19 protein-coding genes and 5 pseudogenes are annotated in these 18858 nt (G+C 69.3%); 10 read left to right on the forward strand and 14 right to left on the reverse strand.

The genetic code is table 11. The features are described from left to right. Position 1 precedes the first annotated feature (1 nt). Genes LP418_RS32095 through LP418_RS01215 form a run of 3 tightly spaced genes read right to left on the reverse strand, consistent with a single transcriptional unit; the run spans position 2 to position 1987 of the window. A complete protein-coding gene (locus LP418_RS32095) occupies positions 2–916 on the reverse strand; it encodes a M48 family metalloprotease (RefSeq protein ID WP_442940081.1) in 915 nt (304 codons plus the stop codon). A 7-nt stretch (positions 917–923) separates the two neighbouring features. Next, the gene (gene pspAA / locus LP418_RS01210; protein ID WP_257954937.1) at positions 924–1202 is read right to left on the reverse strand and encodes a PspA-associated protein PspAA; all 279 of its coding nucleotides are present in this window, start codon (positions 1200–1202) and stop codon (positions 924–926) included. Beyond that, the gene (locus tag LP418_RS01215) at positions 1199–1987 is read right to left on the reverse strand and encodes a PspA/IM30 family protein (RefSeq protein WP_257954938.1); all 789 of its coding nucleotides are present in this window, start codon (positions 1985–1987) and stop codon (positions 1199–1201) included. The genes pspAA and LP418_RS01215 overlap by 4 nt, the downstream gene beginning before the upstream one ends. A gap of 108 nt (positions 1988–2095) precedes the next feature. Between LP418_RS01215 and LP418_RS01220 the strand changes: the two genes are divergently transcribed. The 8 genes and pseudogenes from LP418_RS01220 to LP418_RS01255 all read left to right on the forward strand — a co-directional run bounded on the left by LP418_RS01220 (position 2096) and on the right by LP418_RS01255 (position 5052). After that, positions 2096–2314 carry a DUF3043 domain-containing protein gene (locus tag LP418_RS01220; RefSeq protein ID WP_257954939.1) on the forward strand — a complete coding sequence of 73 codons (219 nt, stop codon included), beginning with the start codon at positions 2096–2098 and terminating at the stop codon, positions 2312–2314. Then, a pseudogene (locus LP418_RS01225) lies at positions 2231–2694 on the forward strand (DUF3043 domain-containing protein); the annotation flags it as partial. The gene LP418_RS01220 and the pseudogene LP418_RS01225, both read left to right, overlap by 84 nt. Positions 2695–2713: 19 nt before the next feature. Next, positions 2714–3043, forward strand: a complete 330-nt coding sequence (locus tag LP418_RS01230; RefSeq protein ID WP_257954940.1) for a hypothetical protein — start codon at positions 2714–2716, stop codon at positions 3041–3043. Beyond that, positions 3034–3369 (forward strand): hypothetical protein, encoded by a 336-nt coding sequence (locus tag LP418_RS01235; protein ID WP_257954941.1) that lies wholly within the window; start codon positions 3034–3036, stop codon positions 3367–3369. The genes LP418_RS01230 and LP418_RS01235 overlap by 10 nt, the downstream gene beginning before the upstream one ends. Before the next feature lie 5 nt (positions 3370–3374). Next, the gene (locus tag LP418_RS01240) at positions 3375–3527 is read left to right on the forward strand and encodes a hypothetical protein (RefSeq protein WP_257954942.1); all 153 of its coding nucleotides are present in this window, start codon (positions 3375–3377) and stop codon (positions 3525–3527) included. Next, on the forward strand, positions 3524–4066 hold the full coding sequence (locus LP418_RS01245) for a GNAT family N-acetyltransferase (RefSeq protein ID WP_257954943.1): 543 nt from the start codon (positions 3524–3526) through the stop codon (positions 4064–4066). Before LP418_RS01240 ends, LP418_RS01245 begins: the two co-directional genes overlap by 4 nt. Before the next feature lie 105 nt (positions 4067–4171). Then, positions 4172–4756, forward strand: coding sequence for an AzlC family ABC transporter permease (locus LP418_RS01250; protein ID WP_257954944.1), 585 nt, complete (start codon positions 4172–4174; stop codon positions 4754–4756). Further along, positions 4756–5052 carry an AzlD domain-containing protein gene (locus LP418_RS01255; RefSeq protein ID WP_257954945.1) on the forward strand — a complete coding sequence of 99 codons (297 nt, stop codon included), beginning with the start codon at positions 4756–4758 and terminating at the stop codon, positions 5050–5052. Before LP418_RS01250 ends, LP418_RS01255 begins: the two co-directional genes overlap by 1 nt. Positions 5053–5059: 7 nt before the next feature. Here the strand turns inward: LP418_RS01255 and dapB are convergent. Beyond that, positions 5060–5816 (reverse strand): annotated as a pseudogene (dapB, locus tag LP418_RS01260) (4-hydroxy-tetrahydrodipicolinate reductase). A gap of 77 nt (positions 5817–5893) precedes the next feature. Here dapB and LP418_RS01265 point away from each other — a divergent pair. Next, complete coding sequence (locus tag LP418_RS01265; RefSeq protein WP_257954946.1) at positions 5894–6409, forward strand: class I SAM-dependent methyltransferase; 516 nt, start codon at positions 5894–5896, stop codon at positions 6407–6409. 237 nt (positions 6410–6646) lie between these two features. On the opposite strand, the gene LP418_RS01270 is transcribed toward LP418_RS01265, so the two are convergent. The 9 genes and pseudogenes from LP418_RS01270 to LP418_RS01310 form a co-directional block, all read right to left on the reverse strand. Next, the gene (locus tag LP418_RS01270; protein ID WP_257954947.1) at positions 6647–7150 is read right to left on the reverse strand and encodes a hypothetical protein; all 504 of its coding nucleotides are present in this window, start codon (positions 7148–7150) and stop codon (positions 6647–6649) included. Between the two features lie 809 nt (positions 7151–7959). Further along, complete coding sequence (locus LP418_RS01275) at positions 7960–8706, reverse strand: M16 family metallopeptidase (RefSeq protein ID WP_442940209.1); 747 nt, start codon at positions 8704–8706, stop codon at positions 7960–7962. A gap of 78 nt (positions 8707–8784) precedes the next feature. Next, a pseudogene (locus LP418_RS01280) lies at positions 8785–9148 on the reverse strand (M16 family metallopeptidase); the annotation flags it as partial. A gap of 177 nt (positions 9149–9325) precedes the next feature. Next, positions 9326–11621, reverse strand: a pseudogene (locus tag LP418_RS01285) (polyribonucleotide nucleotidyltransferase). Positions 11622–11813: 192 nt separating this feature from the next. Continuing rightward, the gene (gene rpsO / locus LP418_RS01290) at positions 11814–12089 is read right to left on the reverse strand and encodes a 30S ribosomal protein S15 (protein WP_257954950.1); all 276 of its coding nucleotides are present in this window, start codon (positions 12087–12089) and stop codon (positions 11814–11816) included. A gap of 177 nt (positions 12090–12266) precedes the next feature. Next, positions 12267–12527 carry a DUF6458 family protein gene (locus LP418_RS01295; protein WP_257954951.1) on the reverse strand — a complete coding sequence of 87 codons (261 nt, stop codon included), beginning with the start codon at positions 12525–12527 and terminating at the stop codon, positions 12267–12269. A gap of 108 nt (positions 12528–12635) precedes the next feature. Further along, a complete protein-coding gene (locus tag LP418_RS01300; protein WP_257954952.1) occupies positions 12636–13007 on the reverse strand; it encodes a hypothetical protein in 372 nt (123 codons plus the stop codon). 173 nt (positions 13008–13180) lie between these two features. Next, on the reverse strand, positions 13181–13609 hold the full coding sequence (locus tag LP418_RS01305; protein WP_257954953.1) for a hypothetical protein: 429 nt from the start codon (positions 13607–13609) through the stop codon (positions 13181–13183). Positions 13610–14136: 527 nt separating this feature from the next. Next, entirely contained in the window at positions 14137–14463 is a 327-nt protein-coding gene (locus LP418_RS01310; RefSeq protein ID WP_257954954.1) for a PadR family transcriptional regulator, read from the reverse strand. A 79-nt stretch (positions 14464–14542) separates the two neighbouring features. On the opposite strand from LP418_RS01310, the gene LP418_RS01315 reads away from it, so the two are divergent. After that, on the forward strand, positions 14543–16660 hold the full coding sequence (locus tag LP418_RS01315; protein WP_257954955.1) for a molybdopterin-dependent oxidoreductase: 2118 nt from the start codon (positions 14543–14545) through the stop codon (positions 16658–16660). A 79-nt stretch (positions 16661–16739) separates the two neighbouring features. On the opposite strand, the pseudogene LP418_RS01330 reads toward LP418_RS01315, so the two are convergent. After that, positions 16740–18703 (reverse strand): annotated as a pseudogene (locus LP418_RS01330) (PTS mannitol transporter subunit IICBA). Positions 18704–18858 lie beyond the last annotated feature (155 nt).

The raw sequence follows: 18858 nt of genomic DNA on the forward strand, positions 1-18858 counted from the left end.
TTCACGGGCTCAGCCCATCGGACGGCTGAGCTCGGCCCGGATGCGGGCGAGCTGCTCGAGGCGCTGCTCGAGCGAGGGGTGCGTTGCGGTCAGGGTCTTCATCGAGATGCCCGCGACCGCCGGGACGATGAACAGGGAGTTGACCGCACTGTTGGCGCGCAGGTCCTTCTGCGGAATGGCCCCCGCTCCCCCGGAGATCTTCGTCAGGGCCGACGCGAGGGCCTGCGGCTTCATGGTGAGGTAGGCACCCGAGCGGTCCGCGCACAGCTCGCGGTAGCGAGAGCAGGCGGAGCAGCAGGAAGCTGACGGCGTAGACGACGAGGCTGACGACCACCGCGATCAGCACGGCCGGGAGGCCTCCGTTGTTGCCGCGACCGCGCGACAGCCCGGTGAACTGGGCGCCACGGGTGAGCATGCCGGCGAGGATGCCGGCCGACGACGCGAACGTCATGACCAGCACGTCGCGATGCGCGACGTGGCTCAGCTCGTGCGCGAGCACCGCCTCGAGCTCCTCGGCGTCGAGGAGCTGCAGGATGCCGGTGGTCACGCAGACGACGGACCGGTCGGGCGAACGTCCCGTGGCGAACGCGTTGGGCAGGTCCATGTCGGCGATCCCGACCCGGGGCTTGGGCATGTCGGCCGGGGCGCAGAGCCGGTCGATCATGCCGTGCAGCTCGGGCGCCTCCTCGGGGGTGACCTCGCGGGCGCGCATCGCCTTCATGGCGACCTTGTCGGAGGACCACCACTGCCAGAAGACCATCGCGATGCCGGCCGGGCCGATGAGGACCACGAAGGGGCCCTCGACCGCGAACATCAGGCCCACGATCAACGCCACGAACAGCGCGCCGAGCAGGAACATGACCAGCGTCATCCGGGCAGTCAGCCCGGCGTCCTTGATGAAACGCGAATGCGCCACGGCTGGGTCAGCCGGGGATGAGGCCGTCGTCGCCCAGCAGCTCGCGCACCTCGTCGATCGTCGCGTCACCGGGCGGCAGGATCAGGTCGGACTCGTCGAGGCTGTCCTCGGGGTGGTGCGTGCCGTTGGACCGCACACCTGCCAGCAGTCCCGCCAGCGCCGTACGGAACATCTCCTCGTCGCCGTGCTCGATCGCGCGCTCGATCTGGGTGTCGAGTCCGTTGAGGGCGTCGAGGGCGTGATCGGGGACGTCGTACTGCCCCTCACCGAGGATCCGGACGATCATGCCGGGCCGCCTTCGCTGATCTCGCGCTGGATGGCCTGCTCCTCGGGCGTGAGGATGTCGCCGTTGCCGGACTCGATGGCCTGCGGCTTGCTGCCCGCCTTGAGCCGCGCCAGCTCCGACTCGACGTCGGACGTCGAGCTGAGGGAGTCGAGCTCGCGGGCGATGTCGTCGCCCGCGTTGAGCGAGGAGGCGTCGTCGAGCGCACCCGAGGCGATCAGCTCGTCGATGGCGCCGGCACGCGCCTGCATCTGCGCCGTCTTGTCCTCGGCGCGCTGGATGGCGAGACCGACGTCGCCCATCTCCTCGCCGATGCCCGACATCGCCTCGCCGATGCGCGTCTGCGCCTCGGCCGCGGTGTAGTTGGCCTTGATCGTCTCCTTGCGGGTGCGGAAGGACTCGACCTTCGTCTGCAGCCGCTGCTGGGCGAGGACGAGCTTCTCCTCCTCACCCCGGAGGTTGTCGTGCTGGACCCGGAGGTCCCGGATCTGCGTGGTGAGACCCGACTTGCGGGTCAGCGCCTCGCGGGCGAGGTCCTCGCGGTCGGCCGCGATGGCCTTCTCGGCCCGGCCCTGCAGCTTGGCCGACTGCGTCTCGAGCTGCTTGATCTGCAGCTCAACGCGCTTGCGGCTCGTCGCGACGTCGGCAACACCGCGGCGCACCTTGCTCAGCAGCTCCAGCTGGCGCTGGTAGCTGTAGTCCGGGGTCTCGCGCGGGTCCTCGGCGCGGTCGAGGGCCTTGTTGGCCTTGGATCGGAAGATCAGACTCAAGCGCTGCATCACACTCATGGGGATGTTCTCTCCTGTGTCGCCCTCGGGGTACTGCCTTCACCCTAGGACCAAACCCAAAGCCAGAGGTAGGCGCCGGTAGGCTGAAGGTTCACGTCACCCGATCTCATGAGGCCCCCGTTGTTCGGTCGTAGCAAGTCGCAGGACACCACTTCCACCTCTCCCGCCGTCGACAAGCCCGACGGGAAGGGCCGCCCGACGCCGAGCCGCAAGGAGGCCGAGGCCGCCGCGAAGGCACGCGCCAAGGTGCCGCGGACCCGCAAGGAGCAGATGCTCGCCCAGCGGGGGCCAAGTCCGAGTCGAGCAAGGTCGTCCGCGCCGGGATGAAAGCCGGCGACGAGCGCTACATGCTCGCCCGCGACAAGGGGCCCGTACGCCGATTCATCCGTGACTTCGTCGACTCGCGCTTCTCCTTCGTCGAGCTGATGGTGCCGCTGCTGATCGTCACGCTGGTGCTGGGCTACTCCGGCAACACCTACCTCGTCGGGGTCGGCAACACCGTCCTGCTCGGGACCGTGCTCCTCGTCGCCTTCGACATCCTCCTGCTGCGCTTCCGGCTGCGACGCGAGCTGGCGCGACGCTTCCCCGACGAGCCCACCGGGGGCACGACCTACTACGCCATCATGCGGGCCCTGCAGATGAAGTTCATGCGGATGCCGAAGGCGCAGGTCAAGATCGGGCAGACCCTGCCCGAGCACTACCGCTGAGCACCCAGCTGATCCGCCCGTGATCCTCGGACTCGCCAGCGCACTGGCCTCGGCGGGGCTCTTCGGCGTCGCCGCGGTCCTCCGGGCGCGCGCCATGCGTGCCCTGCCGGACGGCGAACTCGGCCTGCTCGGCTTCGTGCGCGCTGCCCTGCGCTCGTGGCCGCTGCTCGCCGTGGTCGGCGCCTACCTCGCTGGCTTCGCCCTGCACGCCGTCGCGCTCTACCTGCTCCCCCTCTACCTCGCCCAGGGCGTCGATCTCGCTGTCGCTGCCGGTGACCGCGGTCGTCTCCATGATCTGGCTGCACGAGCGGCTCGGACCCGAGCCGCTGGCTGGCCGTGGTGGCGGTGATCTGCGGGCTGGTGCTGGTGGCCGCCGGAGCCGGCGGGGTCGAGCACACCACCTCGACGGCGACGCTGGTCGGCGTGGGTGCCCTCTGGCTGCTGGTGCTGTTCCTCGGCGCCCGACCGGCCCTCCTCGGCGGTGCGGGCGTGCTGGGCGCGTGGTCGGGCCTCGGCTACGCCGGATCCGCGGTCACCACCCGGGGGCTCTCCGCCGCCGACGTGCTCTTCTCGCTGCTGGCGCTGGCCGTCGTGTCCGCCCCGGGGCTGGTCGCGTTCTGGCTCTACTCGGTCGCGCCCGCCGTACCGACGTGGCGTCGTCCACCGCCCCGCTGATCGTCATGCAGACCTGCATCCCCGCCGTCGTCGGCGTGGTCGCCTTCGGCGACACCGTGCGCGACGGCTGGGCGCTGGCGGTCGTGGCCGGCCCGGTCGCGTCCATCGCGGGTGCGATCCACCCGGGCCGGGCACCGGGTGTGAGGATGGCCGCATGAATCCCACTGCCGACGTCTCCGTGCGCATCGCATGGGCCGACGACGCCGACGCCATCGCTGCCGTCCGGGTCCGTGCCCGGCGTGTGTTGTACGCCGATGTCGTCCCCGCGGAGGCGCTGCCCTCGGACCCCGAGCCGGTCGCGGAGGCCCGGCGCGGCTCGCTGGGCAAGCCCGCGGACGCCCGCAACAGGGTGCTGGTCGCGCTCGAGCGCAACCGGGTGACCGGCTTCGCGCTCACCGGGCCTGCGTCCGACCCCGACGCCGACCCGATCACCGACGGCGAGCTCAGTGAGCTCACGCTCGATCCCGAGGAGCGCGGCAAGGGGCATGGTTCGCGCCTGCTCCGGGCTGCGGTCGACACGCTGGCCGCCGACCGGTTCAGCCGGGCGGTGACGTGGGTGATCGCGACCGACGACGCGCACCGGGGCTTCCTGACCGAGGCCGGCTGGGCGCCCGACGGAGCGCATCGCGAGCTCGACCTCGACGGCACCGGGACAACCACTGTCAAGCAGGTCCGCCTGCACACCGCGATCGGCTGATGCCGGCTCCCCTGCCGACCTCCGAACGATCGGGGATCATCCGCGACGGCATCGCGGTCGGGGATCGCGACCGGCACCTACGGCATCTCCTTCGGGGCGGTCGCCGTGACGGCCGGTTTGAGCGTCCTCCAGACGTGCGCGCTGTCGTTGCTCGTCTTCACCGGCGCGTCGCAGTTCGCGTTCGTGGGCGTGATCGCGGCAGGCGGCGCGCCCCTGAGTGGCGCGATGACCGCCATCCTCCTCGGCACCCGCAACACCCTCTACGGCCTGCGAATGGCGCCGCTGCTCCAGTGGTCCGGGCTCCGACGGGTCGCCGCCGCCCAGATCCTGATCGACGAGTCCACCGCGATGGCGGTCAACCGCGGGTCAACCCCGGCCGCGCGCATCGGCTTCCTCAGCACCGGACTCGCCGTCTTCGTCCTCTGGAACGCCGCCACCACGGCCGGCGCCCCGGCTGGTACGGCGATGGGTGACCCCCGCACGTTCGGGCTCGACGCAGCGGTCGGGGCGGCGTTCCCGGCCCTGCTGTGGCCGCGACTCTCGGACCGGCGCAACCCGGTCGTCGCGGTCCTCGCCACGGCGGTCGCGCTCGGCCCGGTGCCCTTCACGGCGGCCGGCGTGCCCGTGCTGGCCGCCGGCGGCGTGGCCCTGCTGGCCGGCGCCCTCACGCGGCCCCGGGAGCGCTCCTGATGTGGCTCGCGATCGTCGTCGCCGCCCTCGGCTGCTACGCCCTCAAGCTCGCCGGGCTCTCGCTGCCCACGCGAGTGCTGGGCAACCCGGTGGTGGAGCGGATCGCTGACTTCATCCCGGTCGCGCTGCTCGCGGCGCTCATCGCCGTACAGGTGTGGTCGGACGGTCCGTCGTTGACGGTCGACGCCCGCACGGCCGGCCCGGGGTTCGCGGTGGTGGCGCTGCTGCTGCGCGCGCCGTTCCTCGTCGTCGTGATCGGCGCGGCGGTCGTGGCCGCGCTGATCCGGCTCGTCTGACCCGGTTTCAGTCCAGCGGCAGGAAGTGCTCGAGCCCGACCGTGAGGCCGGGGTGGCCCGCGATCTCGCGCAGGCCGGTCAGGACACCGGGCGAGAAGGACGCACGGTCCAGCGAGTCGTGGCGGATCGTCAGGGTCTCCCCCACGCCGCCGAGGATGACCTCCCGGTGCGCCACCAGTCCGCGCACGCGCAGCCCGTGCACGCGCACGCCGTCGACGTCGGCACCGCGCGCACCGTCGAGCCCGGTCGACGTGGCGTCGGGCATCGGCGCGCTCCCGGCGGCCCGGCGAGCCTCGGCGATGAGTTCGGCGGTACGCCGCGCCGTACCGCTCGGAGCGTCGGCCTTGTCCGGGTGGTGCAGCTCGACGACCTCGACGGACTCGAAGAACGGCGCCGCCCGGGCGGCGAAGCGCATCATCAGGATCGCGCCGATGGAGAAGTTGGGCGCGATGAGGACGCCGGTCTCGGGGCTCCGCTCGAGCTGGCTCCGGAGCTGCGCCAGCCGGTCGTCGTCGAACCCGGTGGTCCCGACCACGGCGTGGATGCCGTGCTCGATGCAGAATCCGAGGTTGGCCATCACCACGTCCGGGTGGGTGAAGTCGACCACCGCACGGGCGCCGCTGGCAACGAGCTCGCCGATGTCGTCGCCTGCGTCGATCTGCGCCACCGGGGGCGAGATCGGGGGCGGCCTCGACCGCCCGACAGATCTCGGCGCCGACCTTGCCGCGGGCACCCGGGACACCGACCTTGAACTCTTCATTCACACGCTCAACCTACTGCGATGACTGCTCGCCGGGTGGCGGTGCCTGACGGGTGAACCCGGAAGTGGCAGGCTGTGACCATGCCAGTGCAGACAATCCCGCCGCGCATCCGTTGGGCCGTGGAGCTCATGGATGTCCAGCCCAGTGACCGGGTCCTCGAAATCGGGTGCGGACCGGGCGCTGGTGCGGAGCTGATCTGCGGCAAGCTCGAGAGCGGCAAGCTGTTCGCGATCGACCGTTCCGAGTCGGGTGTCGACCGGACCAAGCGCCGCAACCAGAAGTACGTCGACGCCGGGCGCCTCGTCGTGCGCCAGATCGACCTCGCCACGCTCCGCGTCCCGGTCAAGCGCCTCAACAAGGTGTTCGCGTTCAACGTCAACCTCTTCTGGGTCCGCCGCTGCGACGACGAGATCGCCCTGCTGCACGAGCGCGTCGTCCCCGGTGGCGCGGTCTACTTCTTCTACGAGGCCAACCGGCCCGAGCTCGTCCCGAACATCGTCAAGAAGACCTCCGAGGCCCTGCTGCGCGGCGGCTTCCGGGTGTCTGTGGTCGAGCAGAAGGCCCCCGCCGTGATCGGGATCATCGGACGCAGGTGAGAAGGCGACCCGGCCCGAGCTTGCGAGGACCGATCGCCTGCTCGCCATGCATCGCTCAGTCGCCTTCGGCGTACGTCAGACGCCGTTCGGCGCTGATTTCCTGCGCAACTGGCGGCGGACGACAACGTCGCTCGGGGCCGCGACGCAACTGGCGGCGCCAGACATCCTTCTTGCCGATCTCACTGTCGCCCCCCGCCAGTTGACGGGCGGACCGCGACTCGTTTCAGGAAGGCTGCCCTACCGGCCGGCGTGTAGAGCGACTGACGCAGCATCGCCAACCGGGGGACGGATCCGCGCCGGATCGTGTTCTCTGCCGACCGAGTGGTCAGCATCGCGGAGTACACCGAGTGGTCTCTGCACGACGTCAGATGCTGTGTAGCCACGTCGCACGTACCCCTCAAGGTCCAGACGCCGCTCTCGTCGCAGATCGTCTCGGTGCTGATCGGGCTCTCGGTGGTGTCCTCCATCGAACTCGGGCGCCGACTTGGTGCCCGTCACCAGAAGGTCGACTCGGGCGATGAGCTCGCCGTCCTTGTCGTAGACCTCTACACGGGGTTCGACGGCGATACCGATCACGACGTGCAAGATCCTGAGCAACGTCTCCCACGGCGACTCGGCCCTGCCGTCTGCCCGGGGCAGAGCGGCCAGCAGGGCTCTACGACCTCGCCGGCCGGGAGTGCAGGCGGCCACCAACTGCTTCAGGGTGACATCCCCCCGGTGGAGTGCGCTGTCGATCAGCACGACGAGATCGAGAAACGAGAGCCACCTCGCGCAGGCCGGGATCACCTCCGCCGGGGTAGCGCACCGAAGCCCTGACACTTCGTCATGCGGTATCGGGCTCGGATGTCTGCTCGTGCGGATCCCCAACCTCAGCGGCCTCGGGTCGTCCAGCTGCATCGCGACGAAAACGGGCGTGTCCTCCGGCAACGGGGGCAACATCCAGCCACGGATCCCGGCCGCAGTGAGGGCACTGAAGCAGCCATGGTTGGTCAACAACAGTTGCCAACCAGCCAAGTCCGCAAGCCATTCATCCTCGGACTCGCCCCCGTCGAGGCGTCGACGATGAATGCCTCTCGTGACAGGCTGGAAGCACACTCGACGGGGGCATCCGCGGACAACATTTGCAGCTGGATCGGTCATGCCACGAGCGTCGGGAGCAGCACCGACGACGAGAGCTGTTCTGCGGCAGGAGCTGTGGAGAACCGCTCGAGTGTCTTACCTGTGGACGGCTCGCGGACGCATCCACCTGACGCGCCGGGGGTTGCGGCGTACGAGATCACGAGCAGTCGAATCCGTGGGCACCGTCAACTGGCGGCGTACGACATCACGACCAACCGCCTCAGCGGTCACCGATCAACTGGCGGGCGCCGACATACGCTTCGCTGATTCACATGTCGGGCGCCGCCAGTTCCGCAGCCCCCGGGAGCCACATGTCGGGCGCCGCCAGTTCCGCAGCCCCCGGGAGCCACATGTCGAGCGCCGCCAGTTCCGTAGCCCGCTTGAGACGACCTGTCGGGCGCCGCCAGTTACGCAGGGCCTAGGCGCGGACGTCAGCCGGTCGGCCCGACGATCGCCGGGATCTCCGGTTGCGCGAAGAGCGCGGCGGCCACGGAGCGGACCTCCTCGAGCGTGACGGCGTTGATCCGCGCGATCACGTCGTCGATGGACAGGAACTCGTCGTAGACCAGCTCCGCCTTCCCGAGGCGCGACATCCGTGAGCCGGAGTCCTCGAGCCCGAGCACGAGCCCGCCGCGGAGCTGGCCCTTGCCGCGCTCGAGCTCGTCGGCGGTGATGCCCTCGGCGGCGACCTTGGCCAGCTCGGCGCGGACGGTAGCGAGCACGTCGTCGAGCTTGCCGGGCAGGCAGCCGACCGAGACCCCGACGAGTCCGGCGTCGGCGTGGTGCGAGGCGAAGGAGTAGACGGAGTAGGCCAGCCCACGGTGCTCACGGACCTCCCGGAAGAGCCGTGACGAGGTGCCGCCGCCCAGAGCCGTGTTGAGCACGCCGAGGGCGTAGCGGCGCTCGTCGGTGCGGGTCAGCCCCTTCATCCCGAGCACGACGTTGACCTGCTCGAAGGGGCGCGTGGTGTGCGACTCCCCCGGCGAGACGGCGCGGGCCTTGGTGGTGTTGCGTGGCCCGACCGGCGTCGACGCGGCGTCCAGGAACCCTTGGCGGCCGAACGCGCGGCGTACGTCGCGAACGACCTTCGCGTGGTCGAGGTTGCCGGCGACGGAGATCACGATGTTGTCCGCGCGGTAGTGGCGGCGGTAGAACCGCACCACCTGCTCGCGGGTCATCGAGGTGATGGAGTCGACCGTGCCCGCGATCGGGCGGCCCAGCGGCGAGTCCCCGAAGGCCCGGTGGGCGAAGAGGTTGTGGACGACGTCATCGGGGTCGTCGTCGTGCATCGCGATCTCGTCGAGGATCACGTCACGCTCGGCCTCGACGTCGTCGGAGGTGATCAGTGAGTTGGTGATCATGTCGCCGAGCACGTCCACCGCCAGCGGCAGGTCCTCGTCGAGGACGCGCGTGGAAGCAGGTGTACTCCTTCGCGGTGAACGCGTTGAACTCGCCACCGACCGCGTCGAGCGCGACCGAGATGTCGAGCGCGGAGCGCTCGCGGGTGCCCTTGAAGAGCAGGTGCTCGAGGAAGTGCGAGCAGCCGTGCAGCGCCGGGGTCTCGTCGCGCGAGCCGACGTTGACCCACACACCGATGCTCGCGGAGCGGGCACCGACCATCTGCTCGGTGACGACGCGCAGGCCGCCGGGCAGGATCGTACAGCGCACACGCGACGTCACCTGTCCGTCGGCGTCCTTGACGGTGTGGATCGTGCGCGTGGAACCGATCTTCTGGGGAACGGCCGACCGGCCAGCAGCGCGGGGCTGCTGACCGGTCGGTCGGGGTGGAGCTGGTGGTCACTCGGCGTCAGTCGCCTCGACGAGCTCGGTGACCTCGGCCTCGGCAGCGTCGTCGGCGCCTTCCTCGACGACCGGGACCAGCGACAGCTTGCCGCGGTCGTCGATCTCGCCGATGGCGACACGGATCTTCTGACCGACGGACAGGACGTCCTCGACGGCGTCGACGCGCTTGCCGCCGGCCGGGGCGCGGAGCTTGCTGATGTGCAGCAGTCCGTCCTTGCCGGGCATCAGCGAGATGAACGCACCGAAGTTGGTCGTCTTGACGACCGTGCCGAGGTAGCGCTCGCCGACCTCGGGCATGGTCGGGTTGGCGATCGCGTTGACGGCGTCCTTGGCGGCCCGGGCAGCCTCACCGTTGGTCGCGCCGATGTAGACCGTGCCGTCGTCCTCGATCGACAGGGTCGCGCCCGTGTCGTCCCGGGATCTGGTTGATGATCTTGCCCTTCGGCCCGATGACCTCACCGATCTTGTCCACGGGGACCTTGATCGTGATGATCCGCGGGGCGTGGACCGACATCTCCTCGGGGGCGTCGATGGCCTCGGCCATGACGTCGAGGATCGCCAGACGGGCGCCCTTGGCTCCGGGTCAGCGCCGAAGCGAGGACCTCGGCCGGGATGCCGTCGAGCTTGGTGTCGAGCTGCAACGCGGTGATGAACTCCCGCGTGCCGGCGACCTTGAAGTCCATGTCGCCGAAGGCGTCCTCGGCACCGAGGATGTCCGTCAGTGCGACGTACTCCGTCTGGCCGTCGACCTCGTCGGAGATGAGACCCATCGCGATGCCGGCGACGGAGGCCTTGAGGGGCACACCGGCCTGCAGCAGCGACAGGGTGGACGCGCAGACCGAGCCCATCGAGGTGGAGCCGTTGGAGCCCATCGCCTCGGAGAGCTGACGGATCGCGTAGGGGAACTCCTCACGCGTCGGGGAGCACGGGCAGGATGGCGCGGCGCGCGAGCGCACCGTGGCCGACCTCGCGGCGCTTGGGCGAACCCACGCGTCCGGTCTCGCCGGTGGAGAACGGCGGGAAGACGTACTTGTGCATGTAGCGGCGGTTCTTCTCCGGCGACAGCGTGTCGAGCTGCTGCTCCAGCTTGAGCATGTTGAGGGTGGTGACGCCCGGGATCTGGGTCTCGCCACGCTCGAACAGGGCCGAACCGTGGACGCGCGGGATCACGCCGACCTCGGAGTGCAGCGGACGGATGTCGGCCGGGCCGCGCCCGTCCATGCGGATCTTGTCGCGCAGCACGCGCTGGCGCATGAGGGACTTGTTCAGCGAGCGGAACGCAGCGCCGATCTCCTTCTCACGACCCTCGAACTGCGGGCCGACGGACTCGAGGAGCTCGGCCTTGATGGCGTCGAGCTTGGCCTCGCGCTCCAGCTTGTCGGCAATGGTGAGCGCCTCGGCGGTGGGGGCCGAAACGGCAGCCTCGACGGCGGCGTAGACATCGTCCTCGTAGTCGAGGAAGATCGGGAACTCTCGGACCGGCTTGGCCGACTCCTTGGCGAGCTCGGCACGGGCCTCGATGAGCTGCTTGATGAAGGGCTTCGCGGCGTCGAGGCCGCTGGCCACGACCTCCTCGGTCGGGGCCTTCTGGCCGCCGGCGACGAGCTCGATGACCTTCTCGGTGGCCTCGGCCTCGACCATCATGATCGCGACGTCACCGGTCTCGGTCACGCGACCCGCGACGACCATGTCGAAGACGGCGTCGTCGAGCTGCGAGTGCGTCGGGAAGGCAACCCACTGGCCCTCGATGAGGGCCACACGGACGCCGCCGACCGGGCCCGGAGAACGGCAGGCCGGAGAGCTGGGTGGACAGCGACGCGGCGTTGATCGCCAGCACGTCGTAGGGCATGTCGGGGTCGAGCGCCATCACGGTGATGACGACTCGGACCTCGTTGCGCAGACCCTTCTTGAAGGTCGGGCGCAGCGGCCGGTCGATCAGGCGGCAGGTGAGGATCGCGTCCTCGCCCGGACGACCCTCGGAACGGAAGAAGGAGCCGGGGATCTGGCCCACGGCGTACATCCGCTCCTCGACGTCGATCGTGAGGGGGAAGAAGTCGAAGTGGTCCTTCGGCGTCTTGCCGGCGGTCGTCGCCGAGAGCAGCATGGTCTCGTCGTCGATGTAGGCCGTGACGGAGCCGGCGGCCTGACGGGCCAGCAGGCCGGTCTCGAACTTGATGGTGCGCTTGCCGAACTTGCCATTGTCGAGAACGGTCTCGACGGCGGAAATGACGGGGCCCTCGTTCAAAGGGGTTCCCTTTCTCTTCGCGGAGCGATCCGCGACGCCGCTCATGTGAGTGCCGGTCTTCGATCGAGGCCCGCAGGTGCGTTCACCTGAAGGCCACTACCGAGGACCGAGCCGGGCGAGGCGGGTCGCTCCCTGGATCTGGAGTGTTCAGTTGAGTTGGTTCGACTCCGAGCCTATCGGCTGGGGGCCGAAATGCTGAGAAGCGGCTCCCCGACCGGGGAACCGCTCCTCAAGACGTCAGCGTCGGAGGCCGAGGCGCTCCACGATCGAGCGGTAGCGCTCGATCTCGGTCTTCTGCAGGTAGTTGAGCAGACGACGGCGCTTGCCCACCGGGAGCAGCAGGCCACGACGGCTGTGGTGGTCCTTCTTGTGCATCTTGAGGTGCTCGGTGAGGTGAGCGATGCGGTAGCTCGCCAGCGCGATCTGCACCTCAGGGGAACCGGAGTCACCCTCGGTGAGACCGTATTCGGCGATGATCTTCTTCTTGGTCTCCGCGTCAGTACCGATCGACATGCGGGGCTCCTCTCGGGTCTCGTTGCGCGGCGCTCCGGACAGGTTGTCCGGGGCTCTCTCGATCCGCGGCCGTTCAGACGGCAAGTCCCACCGAAGTGGGCAACCTGAGAAGACTAACAACGCAGCGCCCGGGCCCCAAAACGCTGGGACCCGGGCACTCAGGCACGTCGGCTGCGATCAGATCGCGGGCGGCGGCGGGTCAGATTCGGAACGCCGCTCGGTGGTCGCCTGACGCCCCCGGGCGTCCGTCGTGGTGGCCGTCGTGGTGGTACGGCGTCGCGCGTTGAGCTGCACGGCGGTCAGCACGATCACGAGCACGCCGGCCGGGCAGAGGATGTAGCCGACCACCGTCAGGTCGACCGCGTTGATCATGTCCTGCACCGCGAAGGCAAGGATCAGCCCCAGCGCAAGCAGGAAGACGCCAAGTCCGTAACCCATGATGTTGCCTCCTTCGTCCGGGCGCCGGCGAGCTGCACGGCGCCCCTGTCGGAAGCGTTCACCACCTCACTGCCCAGCGCCTCCCCGCAGGGGTAGAGACCCTTCAGGTCACTTCATCTTCTTGGCGGTGACCTTCGCGAGCTTCATGACGCTGGCCGCCACGACCGGCGCGTCGTCGATGGCGACGACGTTGCCGATCCGCTTTCCGTCCCGGATCAGCACGGTCGAGGAGTGGCTGGTGTAGCCCATGATGGTCGTCTCCTGCACGAACGCCGGGGCCGCCTGCCCGAGCTTCGGAGCCGCGGTCAGCTTCATCGTGATGGTGGCGCCGGTGGTGGGGTCGGCGTAGCTCGCGCACGCCTTGACGTACTTCTTGTAGCCCGCGAGGTAGGCCTTCGTCTTGGCAACCGACTTGAGCTCGGCGACGCCACCCACGACGACGGCCGTGCCGTCGGCGGAGACGCTAGAGGTCGCGGCCACGGACCGGGCCTTCGCTTTGGCCGGCGTGCCGCAGGTGCTGCTGGGTGCGCCGATCTCCTTGCTCTTGTCGCACGGTCGCCCCTAGCGTCGAGGCTTCTTCCTCTCGACGGGCTTGCGGTCGGGCTTCTCAGCCGCGGGCGGAACCGTCTCCGTCGGTGTCACGCCGTCCAGCGTCACCGGCGGGAGCACGGCGAACGGCGGCGACTGCAGGGTCGGCTCGCCCACTGCCTCCCGGGGCCATGTCGTCCCACTCCCGCTGCAGGGAGCGGGAACACGCTGTACAGCTCCGTGCGCCCGTTGAGCCACGGAGCCAGCACTCGCTCCCCGTTGTCGATGTACGCGTAGTCAGGATCGATCTTCAGCCGTCGCCCCTCGTCATCGACCAGCTGCACGCCCACGAGCGGATTGCCGGCCGCGTCGAACGGATAGACGTTGGTCACGGGCTGGCCGTTGAAGGTGAGCCCCGGGGTCGTCGGAGGCCCATCGTTGTAGCCGAGCCTCTCGACCATGTCGCCCCGGATCGAGTACTGGACGTGCTGGAGCGTGTCGAACGTGACGGCCAGCGCGAAGAGGTTCAGGGCGAGCAGGACGAGTCGCGCCAAAAGTCCCGGCTTGCCGGGCCACAGCTTCCCGCGACCGATCTGGATGCTGACGATCGATGCCGCCGCGAAGATCAGCAGCCCCAGCGCCCGAGGACGGCGTCGGCAGCCACGGCACGTCGGGCTCGAGTGACCACCGGGCGAACGTGTAGTTGAACCACATCACCGCGAGCCGGGCACGGAACACCCACCACGCGGGGCGTGCGGCTCGCACGGCTGCGCCGACGTCGCCCGGGACCTTGTCGAGCAGCCGGCCCCACTGCTCGCCGACGCGGTCGAGCAAGGCGGCGGGAGTCTTCGTCGACCACTGCCTCCGGCTGACGCTGGGCTCGAGACCGGCGGCCGAGCGGAGCTCTGCGGCGTACGCATCGGGATCCCCGAGCGCCTCGGGGCCGCGCTCGGCGACGAGGTCGGCGGTGTCGGCCTCGAGGCCGTCGAGCAGGTCCTCGCGCTCGTCGAGGTCGAGGTCGGCGAAGCGCGCACGGCGGCGACGAAAGCGTCGACCTCGGGCGTGAGTCCGATGGTGTCGTTCATGCTGATGCCCCCTGCAGCAGGTTGGTGACGGTGGTGGAGAACTGGGCCCAGTCGTCGCGCTGGGTCTTGAGCTGGTCGCGGCCGGCCGGCGTGATGCCGTAGTACTTGCGGTGCGGTCCGCTCTCCGACGGCACGACGTAGGAGGTCAGCGACCCGGCGGCGTACAACCGGCGAAGCGTGCCGTAGACCGATGCGTCCCCGACGTCGTCGAGGCCACCGGCGCGCAGGCGGCGCACGACGTCGTAGCCGTAGCCGTCCTCGTCATCGACCACCGCGAGCACCGCGAGGTCGAGCACTCCCTTGAGGAGCTGTGTGTTGTCCATGCGGTGAAGAGTAGTGCGTAATGCGCACTACCGTCGACAACGCACTTCCGAAGGCGTGTCGGCGTGTGATGATCCGCAGATGTCAGCAGAGAAGACGACGCAGAAGATCGGCGTCTGCAACCTGTGCGAGGCCATCTGCGGCCCGGTGCTCACCATCGAGGACGGCGCGGTCACGGGCGTGAAGGGCAACCCGGACGACCCACTGTCGCGCGGGCACATCTGCCCCAAGGGCGTCGCGATCGCCGACATCCACGCCGACCCCGATCGCTTGCGCCGGCCCGTACGCCGCAATCGTGCGACGGACACTCGGAGCGAGATCGACTGGCCCGAGGCGATCGACCTCGTCGCCAGCAACCTCGCCGCGACCATCAACGAGCACGGCCGTGACGCGATCGGCATCTACCTCGGCAACCCCAACGTGCACAGCCTCGGCTCGATGACCCACGGCATCGGACTGGTCAAGGCGCTGCGCACGAAGAACACCTTCAGCGCCACCTCCGTCGACCAGCTCCCCCACCAGCTGCTCGCCCACCTGATGTTCGGCCACCAGCTGTTGCTGCCGATCCCGGACATCGACCGCACCAGCTACTTCCTCGTCTTCGGCGCCAACCCCATGGCGTCCAACGGCTCGCTGATGACCGTTCCCGACTTCCCGACCCGGCTGCGCGAGCTGAAGCGACGCGGCGGGCACATGGTCGTCTTCGACCCTCGCCGTACAGAGACCGCCAAGGTCGCCAACGAGCACCACTTCATCCGACCGGGCACCGACGCGTGGGTCCTGCTGGCGATGCTCAACATCCTCTTCGCCGACGGTCTCGCCGCCGCTCCGTCGTACGCCGACGGGCTGGCCGACGTCGAGTCCGCGGTCGCGCACTTCACTCCCGCCCTCGCGGAGCAGATGAGCGGGGTCCCGGCCGCCGAGATCGAGCGGATCGCCCTCGAGCTCGCGACCGCGGAGGGCGGGGTCGCCTACGGCCGGATCGGCGTCTCGACGCACGAGTTCGGCTCCGTGTGCCAGTGGGCGGTCAACCTTCTCAACATAGTCACCGGCAACCTCGACTCCGTCGGGGGCGCGATGTTCACCTCCCCCGCCATCGACGTGGTCGGCACCGGTCTGATCGGCCGGGGTCACCACAACGCCCGGCAGTCGCGGGTCCGCGGGCTCCCCGAGACCGCCGGTGAGCTGCCGGTGTCGGCTCTGCGCGAGGAGATCAGCACCCCCGGTCCGGGCCAGATCCGGACCATGCTGACCTTGTCCGGCAACCCCGTGCTGTCAACGCCCGACGGCGCCCGTCTCGACGAGGCGCTGGAAGGCCTCGATTTCATGGCGGCCGTGGACATCTACCTCAACGAGACGACCCGGCACGCCGACGTGATCCTGCCGCCCACGGGTGCACTTGAGCGCGACCACTACGACCTGATCTTCCAGACCTTCGGCGTACGCAACACCGCCCGCTTCACGCCGGCGGTCTTCGAGAAGGATGCCGGCGCGCGCCACGACTGGCAGATCTACCGCGACGTCGCGCTGGCAACGATCGGCAAGCTGCACCAGAAGCCGTCGCTCAGGACTCAGCTCAGGATTCGCGCTCGGATGTCCCTCAGCCCGACTCGGCTGATCGGACTCCTGCTGGCGCGGGGTCGCACGGGCGTGACACTGCGGAAGCTCAGGGCGAACCCGTCCGGGATCGACATGGGGGCCCTGCGTCCCGACCTGCTCCCCGGTCGACTGCAGACACGCGACCACCGGATGGTCCTCGCCCCGGCCCTCGTGCTCGCCGATCTCGAGCGACTGGCCAAGGTCGACCTGCCCGCCGATGGCGAGCTGCTGCTCATCGGCCGCCGGCACAAGCAGGACAACAACTCCCGGATGCACAACACCGAGCGACTCACCCGGGGCAAGGCCGGGCACCAGCTCTTCATGCACCCGTCCGACCCGGCGACCAGATCGCTCGAGGACGGCGCCGTCGTCACGGTCACCTCAAGGGTGGGCAAGGTGCGCGTCGAGGTCGCCGCGACCGACGACATGATGCCGGGCGTCGTCAGCCTCCCCCACGGCTATGGCCACGCCCGCAACACCGGCATGACGAAGGCCGCCGGGGTGCCCGGGGTCTCGATCAACGACCTGACCGACCCCGAGCGTCTCGACGTCTCCGGCAACGCGGCCCTCACCGGAGTGCCGGTCACCGTCTCCGGCTGAGCGGAGATACTCCGTGACAAACGGACCCCCGATCGCGAGATCCGAGGGTCCGTTCGTCACGGAGTATGGAGGGCGTGCGTCAGACCTTCACCCCACCCAGCACCGCACGGATGTCGGCGGTGGACGTCGCCCGGCGCAACCGCTCTACCTGCTCGGCATCGACGAACACACCGGCCAGCTTCTGCAACAGGGCCGGGTGGTCGTTGCCCGCCTCCGGCGATGCCGACGACGAACTCGGCCGGCTTGCCGTTCCAGTCGAGGCCGCCGGGATAGCGGACGAACGAGATCGCGGTGTGCCGGATCAGCGACTTCGCCTCGTTGGTGCCGTGCGGGATCGCCAGCAGGTTGCCCATGTGCGTGGACACGGACTGCTCGCGCTCGTGCATCGCGTCGACGTAGGACTCCTCGACCGCACCGCTGGCGACGAGCAGCCGACCCGCCTCGGTGATCGCCTCGTCACGAGAGGACGCGGTTCCGCTGAGCACGATCGCGTCGTCGCGGAGCACGTCGCTGTCGACACCCTCGTCGTCAGCCTCCTCGACCGCAGAACCCCCTCCGGCGTTGCGCTGCTGCACCAGCTCGACGATCTCGTCGTAGCGCGGACTCCCCATGAAGTTGTCGACCGAGACGTGCACCGCGGAGCCCGTGCGCTGGCGCGCCCGGTCGGTGAGGTCCCGGTGTGTCACGACCACGTCATAGGTGTCGGTGAGGTTGGCGATCGACTGGTTGGTGACCGACACGTCGCCGTACCCCGCTGCCCGGATCTTCTTGCGCAGCACCGAGGCGCCCATCGCCGAGGAGCCCATGCCGGCGTCGCAGGCGAAGACGACGCTGCCGATCGGGCCGCCCACGGCCGTCGCTCCGGTGAGCATCGAGGACACCGAGGACTTCTTGCCCTTCATCGCCTCCATGTCGGCGGTGGCGTGGACGAGCTGGTCGTCCGCCTCGATGGCCTTGTCGGTCTTGAGCAGGAAGCCCGCAACCAGGGAAGGAGACCGTGGCGGCGCCGAGCATGGAGAGCGTGACGCCGAGGAAGCTGCCGTTGGCGGTCTGCGCGTAGACGGCGAACACGGAGCCCGGGGCGGCCGGGGCACGCAGGCCGACGTCGAAGAGCACGTTGATGAAGACGCCGGTCATACCGCCGGCCATCGTGGCGAGGATCAGCTTGGGCTTCATCAGCACGTAGGGGAAGTAGATCTCGTGGATGCCGCCGAAGAAGTGGATGATCGCGGCGCCGGGCGCCGAGGCCTTGGCCGGGCCCTTGCCGAAGACGGTGTAGGCGAGCAGCAGGCCGAGACCGGGACCGGGGTTGGCCTCGAGCAGGAAGAGCACCGACTTGCCGGCCTCGACTGCCTCGTTGGTGCCGAGCGGGGTGAGCACGCCGTGGTTGATGGCGTTGTTGAGGAAGAGCACCTTCGCAGGTTCGATGATGACCGAGGTGAGCGGCAGCAGGTCGTTGTCGACGAGGTAGTCGACGCCCTCTCCGAGCCGGTCGGCGACCCACGTCACGATCGGGCTCATGCCGAAGAAGCCGAACACCGCCAGCCCCATGCCCCAGATGCCGGCCGAGAAGTTGTTGACCAGCATCTCGAATCCGGGCTTGATCTTGCCGTCCCACAGGGAGTCGACCTTCTGCATGGTCCAGCCGCCGAGCGGGCCCATGATCATGGCGCCCATGAACATCGGGATCTCGGTGCCGGCGATGACGCCCATGGTCGCGATCGCGCCGACCACGCCGCCGCGGGTGTCGTAGATCATCTTGCCGCCGGTGTAGCCGATCAGGATCGGCAGCAGGTAGGTGATCATCGGGCCGACGATGCCGCCGCCGGCGAAGTCGCCCCACCCACCGATCTTCGCGACCCAGCTGTCGGCGCCGTCGCCGATGCCGAGCTCGGGCAACCAGCCCACCTCGATGAACAGGGCGGTGATCAGGCCCCACGCGATGAACGCGCCGATGTTGGGCATGACCATGTTGGACAAGAACGTGCCGAACTTCTGTACATGGACCCGCGCACCGCTGCGGGGTGCCGTCTGAGTGGACATCGCTTCCTCCAGATCTGGGTGACCTCGGTCACATCTGATCGTCAGTAAACCTCACATTCGGGCATGTTGCCAAGCAAACGGGCCGACTTTCTGGGTGATTGGGTGTGGCTTTACCCCCGTTCTGACCGCTACGGTGGCGGGACCGCCCTCTCCGG

This window comes from Nocardioides sp. B-3 (assembly GCF_024703895.1).
Lineage (GTDB): Bacteria > Actinomycetota > Actinomycetes > Propionibacteriales > Nocardioidaceae > Nocardioides.

Bases quoted from the DNA above. Each gene is read 5' to 3' on its own strand.
- LP418_RS01220 (WP_257954939.1), top strand. From the start codon at position 2,096: ATGAGGCCCCCGTTGTTCGGTCGTAGCAAGTCGCAGGACACCACTTCC.
- LP418_RS01275 (WP_442940209.1), bottom strand. From the start codon at position 8,706: ATGACCCGCGAGCAGGTGGTGCGGTTCTACCGCCGCCACTACCGCGCG.
- LP418_RS01255 (WP_257954945.1), top strand. From the start codon at position 4,756: ATGTGGCTCGCGATCGTCGTCGCCGCCCTCGGCTGCTACGCCCTCAAG.
- LP418_RS01295 (WP_257954951.1), bottom strand. From the start codon at position 12,527: ATGGGTTACGGACTTGGCGTCTTCCTGCTTGCGCTGGGGCTGATCCTT.
- LP418_RS01215 (WP_257954938.1), bottom strand. From the start codon at position 1,987: ATGAGTGTGATGCAGCGCTTGAGTCTGATCTTCCGATCCAAGGCCAAC.
- LP418_RS01245 (WP_257954943.1), top strand. From the start codon at position 3,524: ATGAATCCCACTGCCGACGTCTCCGTGCGCATCGCATGGGCCGACGAC.
- pspAA (WP_257954937.1), bottom strand. From the start codon at position 1,202: ATGATCGTCCGGATCCTCGGTGAGGGGCAGTACGACGTCCCCGATCAC.
- LP418_RS01240 (WP_257954942.1), top strand. From the start codon at position 3,375: ATGCAGACCTGCATCCCCGCCGTCGTCGGCGTGGTCGCCTTCGGCGAC.
- LP418_RS01315 (WP_257954955.1), top strand. From the start codon at position 14,543: ATGTCAGCAGAGAAGACGACGCAGAAGATCGGCGTCTGCAACCTGTGC.
- LP418_RS01310 (WP_257954954.1), bottom strand. From the start codon at position 14,463: ATGGACAACACACAGCTCCTCAAGGGAGTGCTCGACCTCGCGGTGCTC.
- LP418_RS01265 (WP_257954946.1), top strand. From the start codon at position 5,894: ATGCCAGTGCAGACAATCCCGCCGCGCATCCGTTGGGCCGTGGAGCTC.
- rpsO (WP_257954950.1), bottom strand. From the start codon at position 12,089: ATGTCGATCGGTACTGACGCGGAGACCAAGAAGAAGATCATCGCCGAA.